This is a genomic window from Streptomyces sp. CB01881, from assembly GCF_002953255.1.
In the GTDB taxonomy this organism is placed as follows: domain Bacteria; phylum Actinomycetota; class Actinomycetes; order Streptomycetales; family Streptomycetaceae; genus Kitasatospora.
On the sequence record NZ_CP026498.1, the window covers coordinates 10217919 to 10234701 of the forward strand.

Consider the following 16783-nt stretch of genomic DNA (forward strand, 5'->3'; position numbering starts at 1 on the left):
CACCTCCCCGACCACATGATCCCCACCACCTACACCCTCCTCGACACCCTCCCCCTCACCCCCAACGGCAAGACCGACTACCGCGCCCTCCCCACACCAGAACCCGCCGCGGAGAGCCTCGGCACGTCGTACCGCGCTCCGCGGAGCGCCGTCGAGGCGGTGCTCGCCGCCGTCTGGCAGGACGTTCTCGGGGTGGACCGGATCGGCGTCGACGACGACTTCTTCGCCCTCGGCGGCCACTCACTGCTGGCCGCGCGAGTGCACAACCGCCTGCGGGCGGTCTTCGGTGTGGAGGTGCCGCTGAGGCTGCTGTTCAGTGAGCCGACCGTGGCCCGGCTGGCCGCGGCCGTCGAGGCGGTCCGCCGCGCCCAGACCGGGGCGGCGGCCGAGGCCCTGCCGCCGCTGCTGCCGGGGGACCGCGCCGAGCCCGCCCCGCTCTCGTTCGCCCAGCGCCGGCTCTGGTTCCTTGAGGGCTGGGAGCCCGGCACCTCGCTGTATCACATCACCGCCGCGGTGCGGCTGAGGGGCCCCTTCGACGTGGCCGCGTTCCGGACCGCCTGGCAGCGGCTGATCGACCGGCACGACGTGATGCGCGCTCATGTCGATGACGGCGATCCCGGCGAGCCGCGCCAGGTGGTGCGGTCCGGCTGTCCGGCCGCGGTGCCGCTGGTCGATCTGAGCGCCGTGCCCGAGGGGGACCGGGGGAGTGCCGTCACCCGGCTGGTCAACGAGGTCACCGACCGGCCGTTCGAACTGACCACCGGTCCGTTGTGGCGAGTGGCGCTGCTGCGCCTGGGCCCCGCCGAGCACGTGCTGGCGATCGGCCTGCACCACCTGATCGCCGACGGGCACTCGCTGGAAGTGCTGCTGGCCGAGCTGGGCGCGCAGTACGAGGCTGCCGAAGCCGGTCGGAAGCTCGAACTGCCGGCGCTTCCGGTGCAGTTCGCCGACTACGCGCGCTGGCAGCGTGGGTGGCTCGAAGGTGACCGGCTCTCCGAAGAACTCGGCTACTGGAAAAAGCAGTTGGGCGGACTCCCGGCGATCACACTGCCCACTGACCGGGCTCGCGAGGCTGCGCGGGGCGTCGGGGCGGCCATCGAGAGCGTCCAGCTGTCGGCATCGGCCGACGCGAGGCTCCAGGCGATCAGCCGGGAGGCGGGCGTCACCCCGTTCATGGCGCTGCTCGCGGTGTTCGCCGTGGCACTGGGCCAGAACCGCGACCTGGACGAGGTCGTGGTCGGTACGCCGATCGTGGGCCGGAGCCGTGCGGAGTTGGAGGGCCTGATCGGCTTCTTCGCCAACACGCTCGTGCTCCGGCTGGACCTGGCGGGCGACCCCACCTTCCGCGAACTCCTCGGCCGGGCCCGCGAGGTCTGTCTGGACGCCTACGCGCACCAGGACGTGCCCTTCGAGCGGGTGGTGCAGGAACTGCGCCCGGAGCGCAGCGACAGCCATCTGCCGCTCTTCCAAACCTGGTTCGTGGTGCAGGAGGCCCCGGCGGTGGCCGAGGCTTTCGCCGGCCTGGGGGTAGAGCCGGTCCGCCACGGTGAGCAGCAGGCCCGCTACGACCTGCGCCTGGACGTCCAGCGCATCGGTGACACGCTGCGTGCCGTCTTCGAGTACAAGACGGACCTGTTCGAGAGTGCGTCGGTCGCCAGGCTCGCCCGCCGCTTCGGTCACCTGCTGGAGGTCGCGGCCGTCGAACCGGACGCCCGGCTGTCCGCGCTGACCCGCCAGGTCGGCGAGGCCGACGACCGGGCCCGGCGCGAACGCCGCGGCTCCGTCAGCCTGGCCAGCCTGAAGCGCCTGAAGAACGTCCGTCGGGAAATCACGCAAGAGGCAGGCGGTTCCAAGCCTGCCGAAGGAGGAATCGCATGACCTCGGCCATCGAGGGCTACCGGCTGTCGACCCAGCAGCGCCACATCTGGGGTCTGCTCGCGGCGGGACGCCCGGAGAGCTACGCGGCCTGGTGCGCCGTCCGGGTGCAGGAGCCCTGCGACCCCCGACAGCTGCGCGCCGCCCTGGAGCGGCTGGCGGCGCGCCACGAGATCCTGCGGACCGTGTTCCGCCGTCCGGCGGGTGTCGAGGTGCCGCTTCAGGTCATCTCCGACGACCGGACCGAGGTCGGCTTCGAGACCCACGACCTGCGCGAACTGCCCGCCGACGAGCAGCGGAAGCGGTACGCCGAACTGCGCGAGGCGTGGCCTGCCAGGCCCGTCGACCTGGAGCACGGCCCGGCGCTGTCGGCCGCCCTGGTGCTGATGACCGGCAAGCCGGGCGACACGGCGCAACTGCTGCTGCGGTTGCCGGCCGTCTGCGCGGACGAGGCCTCGTTGCGCGTTCTGGTGGGCGAGCTCGCCCAGGACGGCGAGCCGGACGACGAGCCGGACGACGGGCCGCTCCAGTACGCCGACTTCGCCCAGTGGCAGAACGACCTTCTCACCGCCGAGGAATTCGGGCTGGAGCGCGAGTACTGGCTCGGCCAGGACCCGGCCGGGCTGGTCGGGCCGGAGCTGCCGTTCTCCGGGCACAGTGCCGAGAAGGCGCTGTTTCGGCCGGCCGTCCTGCGCCGACAGCTGCAGGCCGAGCTCCGCACCGGCCTGCGCGAGCTGGCCTGGCAGCTCGGTGTGGAACCGTCCACCGTCGTGCTGGCCGTGTGGCGCCTGCTGCTGGAGCGGATAGCCACGGCGGCGGACTTCGCCGTCGGGGTGCGGTTCGACAACCGGGGGGCCGAGGAACTGCGGTCGGCCGTCGGTGCGTTCGTCAAGTACCTGCCCTCCAGTACGCGGTCGGGGTCGGACGAGTCGCTGGCCGGCTTCGCCCGGCGGTTGCAGGACGAGCTGGACCGGATGGGCGAGGTCCAGGAGTACTTCGGCTGGGAGCAGATCGAGTCACGGCTGCCGCAGACCCGTTCGGGCGCCCTGTTCACCGCCGCCTTCGACTGGTCCGCTGTTGAACCGGTGCCGCGGGCCCGGACGTTCCAGCTCGATGAGGCCGACGCGGTGACCGAGCGGTTCGAGGTCAGGGTCGCCGCCCGCGACGACGGCGGTTCCCTGCGGCTCGACCTCTGGTACGACACCGGGGTGCTGTCGCCGGTGGACGCCCGTCTGCTGTCCGGCCAGCTGCTCGCGGTGCTGCGCGCGGCCGTGGCGGACCCGGGCACCTCGCTGCGCGCGCTGGCCGTGGTGGACGCCGCACCGGAGGACGGCAGGCCGGCGGACCGGGTGCCCGCCACAGGCGGCCGGGGTACGGACGCGGTCCACGTCCAGGTGGCGGAGCAGGCCCGGCGGCACCCGCAGCGGGAGGCGGTCCGGGTCCTGGACCGGACGCTCAGCTACGCGGAGCTCGACGAAGGGGCCAACCGGCTGGCGCACCACCTGCGGAGCCTCGGGGCCGACGCGGATCGCCCGATCGGGCTCTGCCTGGACCGCTCGGTCGATTTCGTGGTCGGCCTGCTGGGGATCATGAAGGCCGGTGGTGCCTATCTGCCGCTGGATCCCGCCCTGCCGGCGGCGCGCCGTTCCGAGTTGCTGGGCCGGCGCCCGGATCGTGGTCACCTCGGCGGAGCACGCCGGGCCGGCTGCGCCGGACCGGGTCGTGGTCCGGCTGGACGCCGACCATGCGCTGATCGCTGCGCACAGTGCCGAGGAGCCCGCCGGCCGGGTCTCCGACGACCAGCTCGCGTATGCGATCTTCACGTCGGGTTCTACCGGGGTGCCGAAGGCGGTGGGGGTGTCCCATGGCAGTTTGGCGGGGTATGTGGCGGGGGTTGGTGCGCGGTTGGGGTTGCCGGGTGGTTCGCGGTATGCGGTGGTGTCGACGCTTGCGGCGGATTTGGGTCATACGGTGGTGTTCCCGGCGTTGTGTTCGGGGGGGACGTTGCATGTGGTGCCGTTGGATGTGGCGGTTGATCCGGTGGCGTTGGCGGGTTATTTCGGGCGGTTCCCGGTGGATTGTCTGAAGGTGACGCCGTCGCATTTGCGGGCGTTGTTGGACGGGGGTGGGGCGGCGGGGGTGTTGCCGTCGGGTGTGTTGGTGCTGGGTGGTGAGGTGTCGGACTGGGAGTTGGTGGGGCGGGTCGGGGGGTTGGTGCCGTCGTGTCGGGTGGTGAATCACTATGGGCCGACGGAGACGACGGTGGGGGCGTTGTCGTTCGAGGTGGGGGGTTCGGTCGGGGGTGCGGGTTCGGTGCCGATCGGGTCGGCGTTGGGTTCGGCGCGGGTGTATGTGTTGGACGAGTGGTTGCGTCCGGTGCCGGTGTGGGCGTCGGGTGAGGTGTTTGTCGGGGGTGGGGGTGTGGCTCGGGGGTATTTGGGTCGGGCGGGGTTGACGGCGGAGCGTTTTGTGGCGGATCCGTTTGGTGGGCCGGGTGCGCGGATGTATCGGACGGGGGATCGGGCGCGTCGGTTGGCTGATGGTTCGCTGGTGTTCTTGGGGCGTGTGGATGATCAGGTGAAGGTGCGGGGGTTCCGGGTGGAGCCTGGTGAGGTGGAGGGGGTTCTGCGTCGTTGTGCGGGGGTGCGCGAGGTGGTGGTGGTGGCTCGTGCGGATGGTGCGGGTGTGGTGCGGTTGGTGGCGTTCGGGGTGTGGGGTGCGGGTGTGGGGGAGGGGGAGTTGAGGGCGCATTGTGCGGGGTTGTTGCCGGAGTACATGGTGCCGTCGGTGTTCGTGGGGTTGGAGCGGTTGCCGTTGACGGGCAATGGCAAGGTGGACCGGCGGGCTTTGCCGGAGGTGGTGTTCGGGGGGGCGTCGGCGGTGTTCGAGGCTGCGCGGGGGCCGGTGGAGGTGGCTCTGGCCGGGGTGTGGGCCGGGGTGCTGGGGGTGGAGCGGGTTGGCCGGGATGATGATTTCTTTGCGTTGGGCGGGGATTCGATCCTGAGTATTCAGGTGGTGGCGCGGGCGGCGCGGGCGGGTCTTGCGTTGACTCCCAAGCTGATGTTCCGGTTCCCGACCATCGCCGAGCTGGCACCGCAGGTCCGGGCCGCCTCAGGTGCGGCCGTGGCGGACCAGGGCGTGGCGAGCGGCCCCGTGCCGCTGACCCCGATCCAGCGCTGGTTCCTGGAGGCGGAGCCGTCCTCTCCGCAGCACTACAACCAGGCGGTGCTTCTCGGGGCCCCGAGGCCGCTGGATCCGCGGGCGCTGGAGGAGGCCCTGCGCGTGGTGGTCACCCACCACGACGCGCTGCGGCTTCGTCTGCTGCGCGACGGTGACGGCGGCTGGTCGCTGGAGAACGCGGGCCTGGAGGCTCTGGACCGCCCGTTGTCGGCGACCGTGGACCTTTCCGAGGTGGCCGACGCGGAGCGGCCTGCGGCGATCGAGGCACTGGCGACGCGGGTGCAGACGGCCGTCGATCTGACCGCAGGCTGCGTGCTGCGCGCGGTCCGGTTCACCTTCGGCGGCGGCCAGGACCGACTGCTTCTGGTGGTCCACCACCTCGCGGTGGACGGCGTCTCCTGGCGGATTCTGCTCGACGACCTCGCCACCGCCTACGAGCAGGCGGCCGGCGGACTGCCGCCTGCCGGCCAAGACCACCGCCTTCCGCACCTGGGCCGAGCGACTGGAGCTCTACGCGCACTCGGAGGAGCCGCTGGCGGAACTCGGCTACTGGAAGGAGGCGTTGGGCGGAGCGGGCCTTGCCGTCCCGCGCGACGACGCCGGGCCGTCGGCCAACACCCACGGCAGCGCCGCGACGGTGACCACCGTGCTCGGCGCCGAGGAGACCGAGGCCCTGCTGCGCCCGGCCGCCGCCGGCGTGGGCACGCTGGACACGCTGCTGACCGCCCTGGGCCGGACGATCGCGGACTGGACCGGCGAGCGGCGGGTGGTCCTGGACTTGGAGGGCCACGGCCGTGAGTCCCACTGGGACGACGTGGACGTCTCCCGGACGGTCGGCTGGTTCACCAGTCAGTACCCGTTCGCTCTGGACGTTCCGGTGGGGGAGGACCCGGGGGCCACCCGCCGCAGGGTGCACGACCGGCTCGCGAACGTACCCGGCGGCGGCCTCGGCTACGGGCTGCTGCGCTACGGGCGGTCGGACGAGGCGGTGGAGGCAATACGCGCGCTCCCGGATCCGCAGGTCCGCTTCAACTACCTCGGCCAGGTCACGACCGCCCAGGACGCCGACGGCCCGTTCACCACGGCGTCGGAGAGCACCGGCCCCTCCGCCGACCCGGCAGGTACCCGGCGCCACCTGCTGGACGTCACCGCGGTCGTGGTGGGCGGGCGGCTGCAGGTGAGCTGGACCCACTGCCCGCAGACCCACCGGCAGGCGACGGTCCAGGCCCTGTCCGCGGCCTTCCTGGCGGAGCTCGACCAGCTGCGCGCGGGGGAGCGGGCGGCGGAGGCGTCCGGCCCGCGGCCGGAGGACTTCCCGCTGGCCCAGCTCGACCAGGCCCAGCTCGACGCGATCGCGGCCATGCTCGGCGACCAGGGCTGACCAGGCCGACGGGCCGGGCCGGCGGGACTCGTCGGCCCGGCCCGTCCCCGGGATCAGGACGGCGCCCCCGGCCGCAGCTCACCGCTGCGTACCCGGGCGACGTCGCGCATGTACTGGTACCGCTCCGGGAGGATCGCGTGGCCGGCCCGCACACCGGCCGCCAACGCGTTCATCCGTCGCTGGTCGGTTCCGGTCCAACGCAGCCCCAGCAGCTCCCGCAGCTCCGGCGTCAGGGTGCCCACGGTGACCAGCCGGGCAAGCCGCCCCAGCGTCTCACGCAGCGCCGGCCAGGCCGGGGCGAGCCGGGCGGGCAGGTCCGGGGGCCGCGGCGGGTGGCGTAGGGCGGTCAGCAGCGTCCGGGCGGTGGCGGTGTTCTCCAGCCGGTGGGTGACCATGTCCCGGAAGTACCTCCGGAACTCCTCGACGGTGGGCGGCATTTCCCGCTCGGGGACGAGCAGCACCCGGCCGAGTTGGCGCGACTCCGCGTAGAGCTGCCGTTGCTGGGCGAGGTCGAGCGGGCGCCCGAACAGCCGACGGGCGGTGACATACCGTTCGAAGAGGCTGCCGTTGACCCAGGCGTAGGCCGGGCCGTTGAGGGCGTGGTAAGCGCGCCCCTGCTCGTCGACGCCGTGGTAGGAGCGGTGCAGTTCCCGCAACCGGCGCCCCTCGGAGAGCGCCACGGGACCGCCGTAGATGTACTTGAGCATCGAGTTGCCCGTGCGCAGGGCGCGTCCCCAGGCGTCGGCGCGGAAGGCCGAGTGGTCGCCGACGGCCGCGCCGACCATCGGATGGGCCACTTGCAGGAGGAGTGCCGACGGGACGATCAGCAGCGACCGGTACTCACCGGCGATGTCCCACATCAGCGAGCCGGCGCCGAGCGGCTCCGGCCCGGGAGTGTGCCGCTGCTCGGTGCCACCCGTCTCCTGATGGTCCGTCGACGGCATGTCCGGGCTCTCCCGTCCGTAGGGTTTCAGGGGATTCTCACGAAACCTGATGGCAGGTCAACTTGTCTATCACGCGGGGCTTCGGAGCTGATCCGTCCTGTCGGCATCCGGGGCCGGGCGCGCGATGTCCCGCGAGCTCAACTACAGTTTGTCGCAGCACAAGGACAGTTTGTGGTGTTGCGTGGGCGTCGTCCCCCGCGCACCTCCGGAAGGTCACGAGGTTGGATCATGGTAGAGGTCGCGCCCAAGGTTGTCGTCGTCGTTCCCACTTACAATGAGCGGGATAACCTGCCCGTCCTCGCCGGCCGGCTCACCGACCTGCTGCCGAACCTGCATCTGCTGGTGGTGGACGACAATTCGCCCGACGGTACGGGCGAGGTTGCGGACAAGCTCGCGGCGGAGTCGCCGGACCGCGTGGGCGTGCTGCACCGCACCGAGAAGAACGGGCTCGGGCGCGCCTACATCGCCGGGATGACCCGGGCGTTGGCCGAGGGGGCGGACGTGGTGATCCAGATGGACGCGGATCTCTCGCACCCGGCGTCGGTGATGCCGGCCATGGTGGAGACCCTGCTGGGCACGGACGCCGCCGTGGTACTCGGCTCCCGTTACGTCGCCGGGGGCTCGACGGCGGCGGAGTGGCCCTGGCACCGCAAGGCGCTGTCGGCGTGGGCGAACATCTACGTCAACACGCTGTTGCGACTGGGGGTCCGGGACGCGACCGCGGGGTTCAAGGCCTGGCGGGCGGAGACGCTGCGGGCGATCGACCTGCCGTCGATCCGCAGCAACGGGTACTCCTTCCAGGTCGAGATGAACTTCCGCACCGTCAGGCGCGGGATGAGGATCCTTGAGGTGCCGATCCGGTTCCAGGAGCGCGTCGAGGGCGCCTCCAAGATGAGCCTGGCCGTGCAGATCGAGTCGGCGTTGACGCCGTGGAGGCTGCTCGCGGGCCCCGGGAGGCGCTGACACCCCGCCCCTTGACCCGGGGCCCGCCGTCGGACTCCTGCCTGCCTTCGGGTGGCCGGGGGAGGCCGACGGCGGGCCCTTCGCGGTTTCATCCCTCGTGAGGCCGGACCCCGCCCCCGCTGTCTCTGGGCGATATTCAGCCAGTTGATCAAGGCGTGACGCCAGGTGTGGTCCGCCACCTGTGACGTACATATGACGGCTGACCAGCTTGAAGCAGCGCCACTCGAGTTGGCCGAAAGTCATCTACTCGCTCATTGTGCCGAAGTTCGAGTGTTTACTCGAATGCGCGTGGGTGTAAACACTGATGCGGCGGGGCCCACTACATGTGGCGAGGCCGGTCGAGGACCATTCGCGCAGCTCGCCCCAGCGGCGGCCTGTTCAGGACCACGTCCGCCGGCCGGGCCCCGAGGTAGCAGGACATGCGAAAACGGGGGAATCATGGCAAGGCAGACCGTCGCCGTCATCGGCGCGGGAGTATCCGGTATGACGGCGGCTCACATCCTGCAGAGGAGCTTCGACGTCACCGTCTTCGAGGCCAAAGCGCGGCTGGGTGGAAACGCCGACACCCGCATGGCGGGCCCGTTCCCGGCGGACCTGGGGTTCGTCGGCTTCAACGAGCTGGCCTACCCGAACCTGATGCGGCTCTTCGCGGAGCTCGGCGTCATGAGCAAGGAGGCCGTGCAGTCGGCCGATCTGATCTGCCGGGACTGCGAGTTCGCCCACATGGACGGCGACACCCTGGGTGCGGAGGGGCTGCCCCGCCGGCCGCGGGACGCCAGCGACGCCACCTGGCAGAAGTTCACCGAGGACCTGGTGCGCTTCGGCACCGAGCTGGCCGAACTCGCGGGCGGAGGCGACGACGAGCTCACCCTCGGGCGGCTGCTGCGCGAGAGGTCCTACTCCGACTACTTCACCCGGCACCACCTCTACCCGAGGATCGGGCCGTGGTTCCTGCTGCACGCACGGGACCTCGACCGCATTCCGGCCCGCTTCCTCGCCGCGACCATGAGCCCGCTCGCCCGTCCCGAGGCCCGCGCGGCCTGGCGGGTGGTCGACGGGGGGAGCCGGACGTACGTCGAGCGGATCGCCGCCGGCCTGTCCTCCGTCCGGGTGGCGACACCGGTGCGGTCGGTCAGCCGCCGCGAGGGCGGGGTCGAGGTGCGCGACGGAGCCGACCGGGTGCACCACTTCGACAAGGCCGTTGTCGCGGTCCACCCGGCGCAGGCACTGCGGCTGCTCGACCGGCCGACGTCGGCCGAACGAGCCGTCCTCGGGGCCTTCGAGTACGCGAAGGTCGAGATGGTGCTGCACACCGACAGCAGCATCCTGCCGTCCGACAAGCTGTCAAGCGCACTGATGATGGAGGTTTCCTGCGCCTCTCCGCGCCCGTTCTTCTCCGACTGCCATGTCGACGTGACCAAGTCGCAGCACCTCGATACGGATGTCCGCTACCTGAAGACCTTCAACCCCACCGACACGATCGACCCGGAGAAGCTGGTCGCGTACGAGACCTACGAAGTCCCGGTCTTCACCCGGGAGAGCGTCGCCGCGCAGCGGAGGCTGCCGGAGATCACCGATGACGTCATCGCATGGGCCGGTGCCTACCACGGCAACGGTTTTCACGAGGCGGGCTGCCACGCCGGCGTGATGGCGGCGGAGGCCCTCGGGGTGTCCTGGAGCTGAGCCCGCGCTCCAGACGGGAATCGCGTTCCTGTCGAAAGATCCAGACCAGCCTGAAACGGACTAATTCGACGTGACAACTCTGGATGTCCCCCCCGTTCTCGATCCGTCCGGTATTCGTTCTGCGGTCGACGAGCTCCTCCACACATTCCTCGACGAGCAGGACAGCACTGCCACCGGTCCCGAACTCCTCCTGTTCACCCGAACGTTGCGCGACCTGCTGGATGCCGGCGGCAAGCGGTTGAGGCCCGTCCTGTGCGTGACCGGATGGCAGGCGGTCAGCCATGAGCCTCCGCCGCCGGTGGTGATCCGGGCGGCGGCTTCGCTGGAGCTCTTCCACGTGTTCGCGCTGATACACGACGACATCATGGACAACTCCGCCACCCGCCGCGGCCGCCCCACCGCTCACCGCGTCCTCGCCGGCCTGAACCGGCACCATCCGCGAGCGGAGGCCCTGGGTGCCAACGCCGCAATCCTGCTCGGCGACCTCACCCTCGGGTGGTCGTACGACCTGCTGTACCGGGAGGGCTCCGCGGAGGACCGGGCCGCCATCCCCTGGGCCGTGCTCAACGCGATGCGCACCGAGACCCTGGTCGGCCAGTACCTCGACCTGCAGGCCACCGGACACCGGGTCCCGGATGTCGACGCCGTGTGGAGGGTCATCCGCTACAAGACCGCCAAGTACACCTTCGAGCGTCCGCTGCAGCTCGGTGCGATGATCGGCGGCGCCGACGACGGCCAGCTTCGGGCCCTGTCCGACTACGCCCTGCCGGTCGGCGAAGCCTTCCAGCTCCGGGACGACCTGCTCGGTGTCTTCGGGAACCCCGACCACACCGGCAAGCCGGCCTTGGACGACCTGCGCGAGGGCAAGCACACCGTCCTGGTCACCACCGCCTACGAGCTGGCGACTCCCGCTCAGGCCGGCCGCCTGGACGCGCACCTCGGTGACCCGGAGCTGAGCCACGAGGCCGCCGAGGAGGTCAGGGCCGTCCTCGTCGACACGGGCGCCGTGGGCGTGATCGAGCAGATGATCGCCGACCGGCGTCGGCGAGCGGTGGACAGCCTCGCCGCGGCCCCGCTGCACTCCTCCGCGAGGGCCGTCCTGGACAGCCTCGCGGCCGCCGCCACCACCCGCATCGCCTGAGAACAACCGAGTTCGAGGAACCGTGATCATGTCGCAAGAGCTGGAAATCAAGGCCCGGGCAGTGCCGGGGGGCATCCCGGTGCTCGGCCACGTGCTCGGCTTCGCAGTCTGGCCGTTGAAGTTCCTCGACGAGCAGCGGGAACTCGCCGATATCACCGCGATCAACCTCGGCCCCAAGCAGGCCCGGATCGTCAACAATCCGACGCTGGTGCGCGAGCTCCTGGTCTCCCGCACCAAGGACTTCATCAAGGCCGGTCCGCTGTACGACATCTCCAGTGCCTTCGTCGGCAACGGGCTCGCCATCAGCGAGGGAGCCTTCCACCGCCGGCAGCGGCGCCTGATGCAGCCGGCCTTCCAGCGCTCGCGGATGCCCGCGTACCACTCCGGCATGCGGGAGGCGGCGGAGCAGATGACGGCCCGCTGGCGCAGCGGCCAGGCCGTCGACGTGCACAAGGACCTCTTCCAGCTCGCCGTCTCGGTCATCGGCAACATGCTGTACGAGGGGCGCTTCACCGACGAGATGACGGACCGGATCGTCTGGGCCGTGTCCACCGCGTCCAAGGGGATCGGATGGCGCAGCGTCGTCCCCGCGGCCTGGACCCACACCCTCCCGACCGAGGAGTTCCGCCGCTTCACCCGCGCCCAGCAGGCCCTGCACGGCCTCGGCGACCATGTGGTGGCCGAGTACCGCGAGCGTGACGACACGGACCCGGAGCACTTCCTGTCGATGCTCCTGGCCGCCCGGGACGAGAACGGGGATCCGCTGAGCGACAAGGAACTGCGCGACGAGGTCGTCACGCTCTTCTCGGCCGGCAGCGCGACCGTCGCCACTTCGCTGGCCTGGGCGCTGCACCTGCTCAGCATCCACCCGGACGTGGAGGAACGGCTCTTCACGGAGGTCACCGAGGTGCTGGCCGGCCGGCCGGTCACCGTCGCCGACCTGCCCCGGCTGGAGTACCTGGGCCGCGTGGTCACCGAGGTCCTGCGGCTCTACCCGCCGGCCTGGCTGCTGCCGCGCATCACCCCGGCCGACACCGAGCTCGGGGGCCATCCCATCCCGAAGGGCACCTACGTCTTCTTCAGTCCCTACTCGATCCATCACGACGCGCGGCTCTACCCGGACCCTGAGCACTTCGACCCGGACCGCTGGCTGCCGGAGCGCTCGGCATCCCGGCCCCGTGAGGCCTACCTGCCGTTCGGCGCCGGCATCCACCAGTGCATCGGCAACAACTTCGCGCTCACCGAGGCCACCATCGCCCTCGCCACCATCGTCGCGAAGTGGCGGCTGCGCCGGCCGCCGCGGGCCAAGGTCGGTACCCGCAGCGCCGCTCTGCTCGAACCGGTCGGGCTCACCCTGGTCGCCAAGCGGCGGGCGGGGCGCACGCCGGCGGTCGCCGCGAGCGCCCCGGCAGTCGAGTCGCCCGGCTGCCCCGTCACCGCCGCCCGGCCGGCGGCCGACGCCTGAGCGCCGGCCCCCAGAACCCCCGCGCCCGCATCCCGGGCGGGCCGCCGTCGAAGTCGTTCCACCACACATGCCAAGGAGTACCACCCATGCCCGAAGAGCTGAACCCCTGTCCCGGGATCGGTCAGGACACCCGGGTCCAATTCCCGGTCCTTGCCCAGCGCTTCACCTGCGGCCTCCACCCCGAGTACTATGAGATCCTCCGCCGTCACGAGGCCTGGGTCCGTGAGAAGCTCCTGCCGGGCAACCCGGAGGCGGCCGACCAGATCCTGCGCGACAATCTGAGCGCGATGTTCGTCTGCATGTCCTACTACAATCTGGACACCGAACGTGTGCTGGACATCTGCAACCTGACGGACTGGCTGTTCATCCACGACGCCGACGTCGCCCGCCTGCGGACCACGCCGGACAGTTCGGACGTGGCGAGGCAGTCCGCGGTGGACGGCTACATCGGCAAGCTCAGGGGCATGCTGGAGGGCGGCGCGGCTCCGGACGAGCCCTGGGCCATGGACAGCATCAACGACCTGATCACCCGCTTCAGCGCCAAGTGCTCGACCGCGATGTTCGGCCGGCTGGTGGAGGCGTTCAACTACTACAGCCTGGAGACGATCCGGGACGAGGCCAGCGACCTGCTCAGCCAGAAGATCACCGACCTCGACAGCTACATGGAGATGCGCGCCGCCGGCGGGAGCTCCGCCACGCTCTTCTACCACGTGGTCACCGAGTACGTGCTCGGCGTCGACCTGGACCGCGAGGTCCTCGACGACCCGCTGGTCCAGCAGTACTGGCAGAGCATCATGGACCACTGGTACCTTCCGAACGACCTGCTGTCGTTCCGTGCCGAGTGCGCCCGCGGTGATCACAACAACGCGGTCTGCCTGCTGCGGCGCTTCGAAGGACTGAGCCTCCAGGAGGCCGTCGACAAGGTGGCGGCACTGATCGACGACCGGCAGGACCAGGCCGTGCGGCAGTACGCGGAGATCTGCGCCTCGCCGCTGGCCGACCACCCCGGCCTGCTGCCCGTGCTGGAGACCTTCCAGGCCATCAGCGCCGCCAACCAGCGCTGGTCCTACATGGCCCCCCGCTACCACGGCGAGGGCTTCGTCTGGAACGGCGTCCTCAGCGGCGAGGTCCGGCTCACGCCCGACCACACCTACTTCCCCGCCGTCCCCATCACCGGTGAACCGACCCGGTGACCAGTGTTTCCGACACCACTTCTGTACGCTCCGAAAGGCACCTACCGATGACCGAAGGCTCGATCGCGTCATTCGTTCCGACCAAGGACGACATCGCGGCGTTCTACGACAACTCGATCCCGCTGATCAATCAGCTGGTCGGCAACAACGTGCACGTGGGGTACTGGACGTCCTCGGAGGACCGGAGTTCGCTGCAGAAGGCGACCGACCGGATGACCGACATCGTGATCGAGCGTCTCGCCGTCAAGCCGGGCGCGCGGGTGCTCGACGTCGGCTGCGGGCTCGGTGCCCCGGCGATCCGCCTGGCGAAGGCCGCCGGCGTCCACGTGGTCGGCATCGCGACCAGTCCGAAGCTCATCGACGAGGCGCGCGAGGCAGCCCAGCAGGCGGGCCTGGCCGACCAGGTGACCTTCGAGGTGGTCGACGCCGAGGAGATGGACTACCCCGACGAGTCGTTCGACGCCGTCATGGCGATCGAGTCCCTCGTGCACATGAACGACCGGCCGCGCGCCTTCGGGCGCATCGCCCGGGTGCTGCGGCCGGGCGGCCGGCTGGTACTGACCGACCGGGTGGAGATCGCCACGCCGACCGAGCAGCAGCGGGAGGTCGTCGAGGCCTACCGGAGGCTCTCGATGAACAGCCCCTTCCTGAAGCTGGACGAGTACATCCGGTTCCTCATCGAGGCCCGGCTGCTCCCGGTCGAGTACAGGGACATCACCCCCGAGACCATGGCACACCAGCTCCACCTGCTGGAGGCCATCGAGCAGGAGACCGCGGGCTCCGCCACGTCGCTCGACCCGGCAGTCCTGTCGGCCGGCAAGTCCGTCTTCACCGGCCTGTTCGAGGCGCGCCTGCCCACCAACATGCTGATAGTCGCCGAGCGCGGGTGACCAGGCGTCCTCCAGCGCCGGCTACGGACGGCTCCCGGCCCGCACGGGCCGGGAGCACGTCCCCCGGCGCCGTCTACCGGGGGATGGACCAGGCCACGCTGGACCGGCAGTACTCGCCGAGCTCCCGCGTGCCGAGCCTGCAGGCCTATCTCGACGAGTACGCGCAGCTGAGCGAGACCGCGCGCCGGTCCCACCCGGTCCACACCGCCCTGGCGTACGGACCTCACCCCGCGGAGACGCTGGACTACTTCCCGGCCGTGGCCGGCCGCCCCGGCGGGCGCCGGGAACCGCCGCCGTTGCAGGTGTTCGTCCACGGCGGGAACTGGCAGGCGCTGAGCCGGTCGGAATCGGCATTTCCCGGTCCGGCGCTCCTCCGGGCCGGCGCAGCGTTCGCCGTCGTCAACTATGGCCTGGCGCCGGCCACCCGGTTGGACGACATGGTCGGCATGGTGCGCCGCAGCATCGGGTGGCTGGTGCGGAACGCGGATGAGCTCGGGTTCGCCGCGGACCGGCTCCATGTCAGCGGGCATTCGGCGGGCGCCCACCTGATAGCGATGGCGTTGTTACCCGACTCCTCCGACGGTCCCTTCGAAGGACCGGACGTCTCCGGCCGGATCGCCGGCGCCGCCTTGCTGAGCGGGATGTACGACCTGGAACCGGTACGGCTGTCCTACGTCAACGACGCGCTGAGTCTGGACGAGGCCGGAGCGCACCGCAACAGCCCGCTGCACCGGCTACCGTCACGGCTGCCGCCGCTGATCATCGCCCGTGGCGGCAACGAGACCGAGGAGTACGCCTGCCAGCAGGACCGGATGGCGCAGGCCCTGCGCCCACGCACCTCGCTCACCGAGATCGTCGCCGCCGCGCGGGACCACTTCAGCATCCCGTACGATCTCGGCGCCGGCGGCACCGCGCTCGGGGACGCCGTCCTCGCCCAGATGGGACTGGGAGGGACGACGGCGTGACGTCGGGGCTGCCGCTCCGGGCGAGCCGGGCAACGCCCGACCGGACACCACGCTGTCGGCGAACGGTATGAGCGGGTTGTGACTTCGCCCCCGCCGGATGTGATCCGGCGGGGGCGAATGCCGTCGAGGTCTTCCACCGGTCCGGCCGGTGATGTCGGGCTACTTGCCGAACCGCCGCTCGCGACCGGCGTACGAGCGCAGCGCGCGAAGAAAGTCGACGCGGCGGAACGCCGGCCAGTAGCAGTCCACCCAGTGCATCTCGGCGTAGGCCGACTGCCAGAGCAGAAATCCGGAAAGGCGCTGCTCGCCGGAGGTGCGGATGATGAAGTCGGTGCGGTCGGCGGTCGGCGAGTACAGGTGCCGGGAGATGTCCTCGACGTCGAACCGCTCGATCAGGTCGACCGGGTCGCCGCCGGCCGCGATGTGCTGCTCGAAGGCGCTCTTGACGGCGTCGACGATCTCCCGGCGGCCGCCGTAGCCGACCGCGACGTCCACCTTGAGCCGACCGCGCCCGGCGGTCGCCGCGGCGGCCTCCTTGAGCACCCGGGCGCTGTCGCCGGGCAGCAGGTCGAGCGAGCCGATCACCTGGACCTCCCAGGGGCAGTCCTCGGCCGCGATGTTCCTGACGGTTTCCTCGATGATCTCGATCAGCGGCCCGAGCTGCTCCGCGGGCCGCCCGAGGTTGTCGTCGGAGAGCATGAAGAGGGTGACGTGCTCGATTCCGGCGGCCGTGCACCAGCCGAGGAACTCGGCGGCCTTGGCGCCACCGGCGCGGTACCCCTCCCGGACGTCCTCGTGCCCCGCCTGCCGGGCCCAGCGGCGGTTGCCGTCGAGCATGATCCCGACGTGTTTCGGGCGGGGCAGGCCCTCCAGGGTGCTGGCCAGCCGACGCTCGTACACCGCCTCCATCTGCCGGCGGAGGAACAGCGGGAGCAGCTTCATGAACCCTCTCCAACGGGTCGTACGTATCTCCAGCAGACGGTATCAACGCCCGTGGGGCCCCTCCGCCACAGCTTGTAACAATCCTGCTACAGAGACCACTTGACCGGGCGGCGAAAGGCGATTCGACGCGTCCCGGCGGGACGTCCGGCTGCTCGGGGCCG

At 70.9% G+C, this 16783-nt stretch carries 10 protein-coding genes and 3 pseudogenes; 11 read left to right on the top strand and 2 right to left on the bottom strand.

From position 1 onward, the window contains the following. The 4 genes and pseudogenes from C2142_RS33965 to C2142_RS40800 all read left to right on the top strand — a co-directional run. The coding region (locus tag C2142_RS33965; RefSeq protein WP_241002937.1) for a condensation domain-containing protein at positions 1-1878 on the top strand (1878 nt) is incomplete at its 5' end. Then, positions 1875-3521 (top strand): annotated as a pseudogene (locus tag C2142_RS41800) (condensation domain-containing protein); the annotation flags it as partial. The gene C2142_RS33965 and the pseudogene C2142_RS41800, both read left to right, overlap by 4 nt. A 76-nt stretch (positions 3522-3597) precedes the next feature. Continuing rightward, positions 3598-4956, top strand: a pseudogene (locus tag C2142_RS41805) (AMP-binding protein); the annotation flags it as partial. Continuing rightward, positions 4936-6436: pseudogene (locus tag C2142_RS40800) on the top strand (condensation domain-containing protein). The pseudogenes C2142_RS41805 and C2142_RS40800, both read left to right, overlap by 21 nt. Positions 6437-6489: 53 nt before the next feature. Here the strand turns inward: C2142_RS40800 and C2142_RS33990 are convergent. Next, on the bottom strand, positions 6490-7380 hold the full coding sequence (locus C2142_RS33990) for an oxygenase MpaB family protein (protein WP_148646718.1): 891 nt from the start codon (positions 7378-7380) through the stop codon (positions 6490-6492). Between the two features lie 228 nt (positions 7381-7608). Here C2142_RS33990 and C2142_RS33995 point away from each other — a divergent pair, with 228 nt between their 5' ends. From C2142_RS33995 to C2142_RS34025, 7 genes are all read left to right on the top strand, one after another. Continuing rightward, positions 7609-8343 (top strand): polyprenol monophosphomannose synthase, encoded by a 735-nt coding sequence (locus C2142_RS33995; protein WP_148646719.1) that lies wholly within the window; start codon positions 7609-7611, stop codon positions 8341-8343. A 438-nt stretch (positions 8344-8781) separates the two neighbouring features. Then, positions 8782-10026 (top strand): FAD-dependent oxidoreductase, encoded by a 1245-nt coding sequence (locus C2142_RS34000; protein ID WP_162002624.1) that lies wholly within the window; start codon positions 8782-8784, stop codon positions 10024-10026. 70 nt (positions 10027-10096) lie between these two features. After that, entirely contained in the window at positions 10097-11167 is a 1071-nt protein-coding gene (locus C2142_RS34005; protein WP_148646721.1) for a polyprenyl synthetase family protein, read from the top strand. Between the two features lie 28 nt (positions 11168-11195). Continuing rightward, a complete protein-coding gene (locus C2142_RS34010; RefSeq protein ID WP_148646722.1) occupies positions 11196-12632 on the top strand; it encodes a cytochrome P450 in 1437 nt (478 codons plus the stop codon). A gap of 86 nt (positions 12633-12718) precedes the next feature. Next, positions 12719-13825, top strand: a complete 1107-nt coding sequence (locus C2142_RS34015) for a terpene synthase family protein (protein ID WP_148646723.1) — start codon at positions 12719-12721, stop codon at positions 13823-13825. Between the two features lie 47 nt (positions 13826-13872). Then, positions 13873-14715, top strand: a complete 843-nt coding sequence (locus tag C2142_RS34020; protein WP_148646724.1) for a methyltransferase domain-containing protein — start codon at positions 13873-13875, stop codon at positions 14713-14715. A gap of 83 nt (positions 14716-14798) precedes the next feature. Beyond that, positions 14799-15680 carry an alpha/beta hydrolase gene (locus C2142_RS34025; RefSeq protein WP_148646725.1) on the top strand — a complete coding sequence of 294 codons (882 nt, stop codon included), beginning with the start codon at positions 14799-14801 and terminating at the stop codon, positions 15678-15680. A gap of 159 nt (positions 15681-15839) precedes the next feature. Here C2142_RS34025 and C2142_RS34030 read toward each other — a convergent pair whose 3' ends face one another. Further along, complete coding sequence (locus tag C2142_RS34030) at positions 15840-16622, bottom strand: isoprenyl transferase (RefSeq protein WP_148646726.1); 783 nt, start codon at positions 16620-16622, stop codon at positions 15840-15842. Between the last annotated feature and the right edge of the window lie 161 nt (positions 16623-16783).

Coding starts and splice junctions, on each gene's coding strand:
- C2142_RS33990 (WP_148646718.1), bottom strand. CDS start 7,380: ATGCCGTCGACGGACCATCAGGAGACGGGTGGCACCGAGCAGCGGCAC.
- C2142_RS33995 (WP_148646719.1), top strand. CDS start 7,609: ATGGTAGAGGTCGCGCCCAAGGTTGTCGTCGTCGTTCCCACTTACAAT.
- C2142_RS34000 (WP_162002624.1), top strand. CDS start 8,782: ATGGCAAGGCAGACCGTCGCCGTCATCGGCGCGGGAGTATCCGGTATG.
- C2142_RS34010 (WP_148646722.1), top strand. CDS start 11,196: ATGTCGCAAGAGCTGGAAATCAAGGCCCGGGCAGTGCCGGGGGGCATC.
- C2142_RS34015 (WP_148646723.1), top strand. CDS start 12,719: ATGCCCGAAGAGCTGAACCCCTGTCCCGGGATCGGTCAGGACACCCGG.
- C2142_RS34020 (WP_148646724.1), top strand. CDS start 13,873: ATGACCGAAGGCTCGATCGCGTCATTCGTTCCGACCAAGGACGACATC.
- C2142_RS34025 (WP_148646725.1), top strand. CDS start 14,799: ATGGACCAGGCCACGCTGGACCGGCAGTACTCGCCGAGCTCCCGCGTG.
- C2142_RS34030 (WP_148646726.1), bottom strand. CDS start 16,622: ATGAAGCTGCTCCCGCTGTTCCTCCGCCGGCAGATGGAGGCGGTGTAC.